This window comes from Nocardioides sp. Root1257, assembly GCF_001425175.1.
Classification (GTDB): Bacteria; Actinomycetota; Actinomycetes; order Propionibacteriales; family Nocardioidaceae; genus Nocardioides.
The window spans coordinates 1,007,891-1,014,688 of the sequence record NZ_LMDV01000009.1; the positions used below are offsets into that span (position 1 = coordinate 1,007,891).

Here is a 6,798-nt window from a genome sequence, read left to right on the forward strand (position 1 = left end):
CTTTCTGGGTCGGCCACGGGGTGGGTGGCGTCGTGTGGGTCGGCACGCAGGGGTGGCGCGTGCTCTGGATCACACGGTAGTCCCGACCTCCGGTCGCAGGAAAACCACGTCGCCGTGTGTCCCGTAGCCGCAGACGCGGCCGCCGTACGGCGTCCCGTCGAAGGCGACCAGCAGCCACGAGTCGCCCTCGGGCACGAGCGTCGGCCACGGGATGTTGGAGAGGTACGGCGCGGCCACGGTGCCGGTCTGGCGCAGGGCGAGGTCGAAGACCGGGTAGGACTGCGCGCGCTTGTCGCTCGCGAGCACCTGCCACTCGTCGTCGAGGCGCAGCAGCGTGGTCCCCTCCGCCTCGACGAGGCCGGTGGCGGCACCACGCAGGGTCAGCGCGTCGAGGCTCGGACCCCCGGCCAGGGCGGGATGGAAGCGGAAGAACTTCGTGGCGCTGACGAAGCCGACCAGCCAGCCGTCGTCGGTGCGCGCCAGGTGCGGGTCCCACACGCCGACCGAACGCAGCCCGTCGACGGGCAGTGGCAGGGGCTCCGTGTCGAGCAGGTGCGTGCCGCTGAGCAGGTCGGCGCTCGTGCGCGCCAGCGTGACGCCCACGGTCGGGCGCCGCCGGTCGAAGTCGGCCCAGGTGCTGGTCGCCACCAGCCACTCACCGGTGCCGTCCTCTCTGGTGTCGCGGAGCACGTGCGTCGCGTGGTCGCCGAAGGCCCCGGGCCGGTCGGGTCGCCGGAAGAAGACGTCGGAGAGGTGGGTGAGCCCGAGCGTGGCGGGCGTCAGCTCCCACAGCGAGGTGTGCGCGGTGTCGAAGAAGCCCGGGCCGGCGCTGGTCGCCGAGAGCACCACCCGGCCGTCCGGGACACCGCTGACCAGGCGGACGTCGCGCAGGCCGAGCTGGCCGAACCGGCCGGCGACCGCGGCGTCGCTGCGGAGCCCGCCCAGCCACGTCTCGTCGTGGGTGTCGATCCGGTCCTCCAGGTCGACGCGGGCCCGGGCGACCCACTCGCCGGCGTCGCGCGTGAGCGCGGTGAGGTGGGTGCCGGTCAGGGCCAGGCCGACCTCGCCGACCGGCCCGCGGGGCCGGGCCGATCGCCGCGAGCGGTGCCGCGTGGTCCGGCCCCCGGTCGTCACCTCGAGCCAGACCGCGTCCCCGTCGTACCTCGCCACGAGGCGGTCGGTGCCCGAGGACAGCTCGAGCGACCCCGGCCCGGTCGCGGCGGCGTACGGCGCCACCACCTCGTCGAGCGTCGACCCGGCGACCACCAGGTCGACGGGTCGGCGGCGACCCACCTCGGCGAATCGGGGGAGTGGGCGCACGGGGAAACCCTAGGGGTCGCTCAGCGTCCCTTGGCCGTCGCCTCCTGGAGCGCGGAGACGGCGATGTCGACCTCGGCCGTCAGCTCGTCGAGCATCGCCTCGGCGCCGTCCGTGCGGCCGGCGATGCCGAGCGCCTCCAGGTCGGCCGCAGCAGCGGCGACCCGCGGCAGCCCGAGGTTGAGCGCACTGCCCTTGAGCTGGTGGGCGGAGGTGAGCAGCGAGTTGGCGTTCGCGCGCTCGACGGCGGCGCGGATCGCGAGGAGCTGGTCGCCCACGCGGCCCATGAACGACGCCGCGGTCCGCTCGAAGAAGGACGTGCCGTCCTTGACCAGGCCCTCGAGCATCCGGACCCGGTCGGCGTCGAGGACACCGATCACGGCGGCCGCCTCCGGAGGCGGCTCCCGGTGCACCGGAGCCTCGGCGACCGGTGTGTCGGGCAGTCCGGCCCAGGTGCGCAGCGTGCGCTCGACCTCGGCGGCGTCAACGGGCTTGGTGAGGTAGTCGTCCATCCCTGCCTCGAGGCAGCGCTCCCGCTCGCCCTCGAGGGCGGACGCCGTCATCGCGATGATCGGCACCCGCTGCCCGGGCGGCTCGGCGAGGCGGACCTGGCGGGTCGCGTCGAAGCCGTCGAGGCGCGGCATCCGGCAGTCCATGAACACCACGTCGTACCCGTGCTCCCCGGAGAGCCGTTCGACGGCCGCGATCCCGTCGTCGGCGACGTCGACCGTGCAGCCCAGGTTCTCCAGCAGCCCGGTCGCCACCATCTGGTTGACGGGGTTGTCCTCGACGACGAGGACACGGACGCCGAGGTCCGCTCCCGGGACGGTGCTCCGGGCGCGGGTCGCGCCGGGCGGTCGCGGTGCCAGTACGCCGAGCAGGGCGTCGTGCAGCTCGACCTCGCGGACCGGCTTGCTGAGGCTGCTGCGGATGCCGGCGTCGGCCGCGCGCTGGCGGGGCACCTGCTCCGAGCTGAGCAGCACCATCTGGAGGCCGGCGAGCCCGGCGTCACCGCGCAGCTGCTCGGCCAGCTGGAGGCCGTCGACGTCGGGCATCCGCAGGTCGAGGAGAGCGACCTCGAACGGGTCGCCGAGCGTGACGGCCTCGTGCAGCGTGGTGCGGGCCTCGGCGGCGGACGAGACCGCGAAGGCGCGCATGTGCCAGGCCGCGAGCTGGTCCTCGAGGATGAAGCGGTTTGTCTCGTTGTCGTCGACGACCAGGATCCTGCGACCGCGCAGCTGCACCGGGACCTCGAACCGGCGGGCGGCCGCCCCGGCGACCCGCTCGAGCCGCAGCGTGAAGGAGAAGGTGCTGCCGACACCCGGCTCGCTGGTCACCCACAGCTCGCCGCCCAGCGCGTCCACCAGCTGCCGCGAGATCGCCAGGCCGAGTCCGGTGCCGCCGTGCCGACGGGTGGTCGACGGGTCCGCCTGGGTGAACGCCTCGAACAGTCGCTCGCGCGAGGCGGGGTCGATGCCCACGCCCGTGTCGGTCACGTCGACGCGCAGCACCACGTCGCGCGGGGTCTGCCGCTCGACCCGGGCCTCGATGACGACCTCGCCGGCGTCGGTGAACTTCACGGCGTTCGAGCCCAGGTTGCTGATCACCTGGCCGAAGCGCACGGAGTCGCCGCGCAGCTGCACCGGCACGTCGGGGTGGCAGGCGACGATCAGCTCGAGACCCTTCTCGTGCGCAGGCCCGCTGAGCACCGTCGCCACCTGGTCGAAGACCGCGCGGACGTCGAAGTCCGCGGCCTCGAGCTCGAGCTTGCCGGACTCGATCTTCGAGAGGTCGAGGATGTCGTTGATGATGCCGAGGAGCGTCATGCCGGCGTTCTGCAGGTTGGCGGTCAGCCGCCGTTGGTGATCGTCGAGGTCGGTGCGCAGCAGCAGGTCGGTGAGGCCGATGACACCGTTCATCGGCGTCCGGATCTCGTGCGACATGGTCGCCAGGAACTCCGACTTCAGCCGGGACGCCTCCATCGCGTCGTCGCGCGCCTCGGCGAGCTGCGCCGCCGTACGCTCGCGCTCGGCGACGAGCCCGAGCTGGTGGGCGATCTGGGCCATCAGCTGGTGGGAGTTCTCGTCGGGGGGCAGCTCGTCGGCGATCAGCTCGACGACCGCGATCACCTCGCCCTCGAGGATGACGGGCATCGCCACCAGGCTGTGGGTCTCGGCCATCGTCGAGGGGATGCCGACCGTGACGAGAGCGGTACGCCGGGCCTCGTCGGCGAGCTCCGGGTCGGGCTGGACGACCGCCTGGCCACCGCTCATGTCCAGCACCTCGACGCCCGGCACCTGCCAGTCGTAGAGGAAGCCGCAGATCGCCGCCCAGGTGGTGTGCTCGGGCACGCCGGCGCCGGCGATCAGCAGCGCCTCGCGGAGGTTGGTGGCGCGGTTCGCCGCCGTCGTCATCTGCTGGAGGAGGAAGAGCCGTCGGCTGGCCTCGGCCGCCAGCGCGTCGGCGTTGTGGAGGTCGGTGACGTCCTGGGCGGTGCCGCTCATCCGGACGACCGTGCCGTCGGCCGCCCGCTCGACGACGCCGCGACCGCGCACCCACCGGACCTCGCCGTCGGGGTGCAGGACCCGGTGGTCGAACTGGTACTCGCTCTCGCCGCTCTCGGCCGCCCGCTGGATGACCCCGCCCGCGTGCTCGCGGTCCTCGGGGTGCAGCAGTGAGATGTACGTGTCGAAGTCCGGGGTCGTCCCGACCTCGACGCCGAAGATCCGGCACATCTCGTCGGACCACTGCACCCGATCGGCGGGCACGTCCCACTCCCAGCTGCCGATGTGGGCGATCCGCTGCGCGGTGGCGAGCTGGTGCTCGCTCTCCCGCAGGGTCTCGACCAGCTCCTTGCGCTCGGTGTACGGCGTGACGCGGTGCAGCCAGCCGGTCCGGGCGCCGTCCCCGTCGAGGACCGGCGCATAGCTGAGCAGCCCCCAGACCGCCGTACCGTCCGGGCGCAGGAAGTAGGCCTCGATGTTCTCCGCGCCGCGGCCGCTCGCGACCATGCCGGCCAGGTTGGCGTCGAAGTCCAGGCGACCCTGCTCGTCGAAGACCTCGCGCGCCGGGAGTCCGGGCAGATCGGCGGCCTCGCGGCCCAGGATCCGCGCCATCTTGGCGTTGGCCCAGGTCGTGATGCCGGTGTCGTCGAAGAGCCAGAGACCGTCGGGGTTGGCGTCGAAGAGCCGCCGGAGGACCAGAGGGTCGTCCGTCGGCTGGGGCCCACCCCCGGTTGTCATGTCTCCATTTCTACCCGACCGGCGAGGATGGTGTTGTGAACATCGACGCACTGGACACCCGGCTGGGATCACCGGCCTCTCCCACCTTCGGTCTCGACACCTTCGGCGACGTCGCCGACGGCCCCGACGGCGAGCCCGTCCCGCAGGCCGAGGCGATCCGTCAGGTCGTGGCCGAGGCGGTGCTGGCCGACCAGGTCGGCCTCGACTTCTTCGGTGTCGGGGAGCACCACCGCCCCGACTTCTCGATCAGCGCCCCGGACGTCGTGCTCGCTGCGATCGCGGGCCAGACCTCCCGGATCCGGCTCGGCACGTCGGTGACGGTCCTCAGCTCCGACGACCCGATCCGGGTCTTCCAGCGCTTCGCGACCCTCGACGCGGTCTCGAACGGACGCGCGGAGGTGACGCTCGGCAGGGGCTCGTTCACGGAGTCGTTCCCGCTCTTCGGGCTCTCGCTCGAGGACTACGAGGTGCTCTTCTCGGAGAAGCTCGAGCTCTTCGCCCAGCTGCTGCGCGAGGAGCCGGTGAGCTGGGAAGGCACGATCCGCCCGCCGCTTGAGGGTGCCTCGGTCTACCCGCACACGGCCGACGGGCTCGTCGCGTGGGTCGGCGTGGGCGGCACGCCGGAGTCGGTGGTGCGCGCGGCGTCGTTCGGGCTGCCCTTGGTGCTGGCCGTCATCGGCGGCTCGCCCGCGCAGTTCGTGCAGCTGGTCGACCTCTACCACCGTGCGCTGGCGCACTACGAGCAGCCGACGCTCCCGATCTCCATGCACAGCCCCGGTCACGTCGCCGCGACCGACGAGCTGGCGCGCGAGCAGATGTACCCGCACCAGGCTGCCGCGTTCACCAAGATCGGCCGCGAGCGCGGCTGGGGTCCCTACTCGCCCGACCAGTTCGAGGCAGGCGCGAGCCCGCAGGGCGCGCTCTTCGTCGGCTCGCCGGAGACGGTCGCGCAGAAGATCGCGTGGGCGGTCCGCACGCTCGGCCTGTCGCGCTTCCAGCTGAAGTACGCCGTTGGCACGCTGCCGCACGCCGAGCGGCTGGAGTCGATCCGGCTCTACGGCACCGAGGTGGTGCCGCGGGTGCGGGAGCTCCTAGGGGAGTGACATCCGGATCGTCGTGCCACCCGGGTCCGGAGTTCCCATGTCGACCACCGCCAGCACGAACGACGCCGCCGACACCAGGCACGTCAGCGCGCCGACCACCAGCGCCGTACCCCGCCGGTCGGGAAGGTCGCGCGCCGCGATGAGCTCAGCGCCGCGGTCAGTGGTGGTTGCTGCTGGTGACGCGACTACCGGGATACGTGGTCACCGTGGTCGGTGGTTGCGGGGGCGATTTCCAGTAGCTGGTCGGGTTGCGGGTTCGCTCGGGTCGACCGTTGGGGCCCGGGTGGCATGGGATTGGCCCCGCCGGCGGTGTCGGCGGGGTGGGGGTCAGTGGGTTCGTCGTCGGTGTTCGTCGGTGAAGTCGGTGAGGTCGACGGGGTGGACCCGGCCCTTGGGGCTGGTCCAGGTGAAGCCGGTGCGGCTGGTGCGGTGGTAGGTCCAGGTGCTGAAGGTCTTGACCCGGTGGTGGAACCGGCACAACGGCGCGAGGTTCCAGGACGTGGTCTTGCCGCCACTCGCGTAGGGGGTGATGTGGTCGAGGTCGCAGCCCCGGGCATCCTTGCTGCAGTGCGGGAACACGCACGTGGGGGTGGTGAGGATCGCCTGCTCCCGCTGCCGCTGCGTGGGCGCGTAGGCGTCGGTGCTGATCTCCTCGGAGAGGTCCAGGACGGGCCGGATCGACACCTTCGTGCCCCGGGTGGTGCACCACTCGGTCAGTTGGTCGATGGTGGCGTACGGGACGTGGCCGCCCTCAAGGCCGACGATGCCGTGGGCCTCGGTCGGCTGGTGGTGGGCGTAGATGACGACCTCGCGCGGCGCAGCGGCATCGCCACCGAGCTGTCCGGCGGCCATCGCGCGGCGGGTGTCGAGGTCGAGCTCGGGGTGGTCAACGAGGAGGGCGTGGGCGCCGGCCTTGATCTGGGCCTCGAGGGCCAACGCGTCGGTGTACTCCAGGAGCCCGGTGATCGGCACGAGGCCCCGGTTGAGACGGGCGTCGGTCAACGCGATGTCGAGGTGAGCCTGGGCGGAACAGTCGAGGCGTTCGCCCTCGGCGTGCTCGGGGTCGGCCACGGCGGCGGCGGTCTCGACCTCCGACTCGACCTTCGCCCACGAGCACGACGCCAGCACCGGTGCCA

General features: G+C 72.5%; 4 protein-coding genes. 1 reads left to right on the plus strand and 3 read right to left on the minus strand.

The genetic code is table 11. The features are described from left to right. Positions 1 to 69: 69 nt before the first annotated feature. Together ASC77_RS18880 and ASC77_RS18885 are read right to left on the minus strand one after the other, a co-directional pair. Positions 70 to 1,320, minus strand: a complete 1,251-nt coding sequence (locus ASC77_RS18880; RefSeq protein WP_056156451.1) for a hypothetical protein — start codon at positions 1,318 to 1,320, stop codon at positions 70 to 72. A gap of 20 nt (positions 1,321 to 1,340) precedes the next feature. Next, complete coding sequence (locus ASC77_RS18885) at positions 1,341 to 4,559, minus strand: response regulator (RefSeq protein WP_056156453.1); 3,219 nt, start codon at positions 4,557 to 4,559, stop codon at positions 1,341 to 1,343. Positions 4,560 to 4,594: 35 nt separating this feature from the next. On the opposite strand from ASC77_RS18885, the gene ASC77_RS18890 reads away from it, so the two are divergent. Then, a complete protein-coding gene (locus ASC77_RS18890) occupies positions 4,595 to 5,662 on the plus strand; it encodes an LLM class flavin-dependent oxidoreductase (RefSeq protein WP_235547799.1) in 1,068 nt (355 codons plus the stop codon). 327 nt (positions 5,663 to 5,989) lie between these two features. Here the strand turns inward: ASC77_RS18890 and ASC77_RS27305 are convergent. Then, positions 5,990 to 6,798, minus strand: an 809-nt coding sequence (locus ASC77_RS27305) for an HNH endonuclease signature motif containing protein (protein WP_200945027.1), incomplete at its 5' end; no start/stop codon positions are given.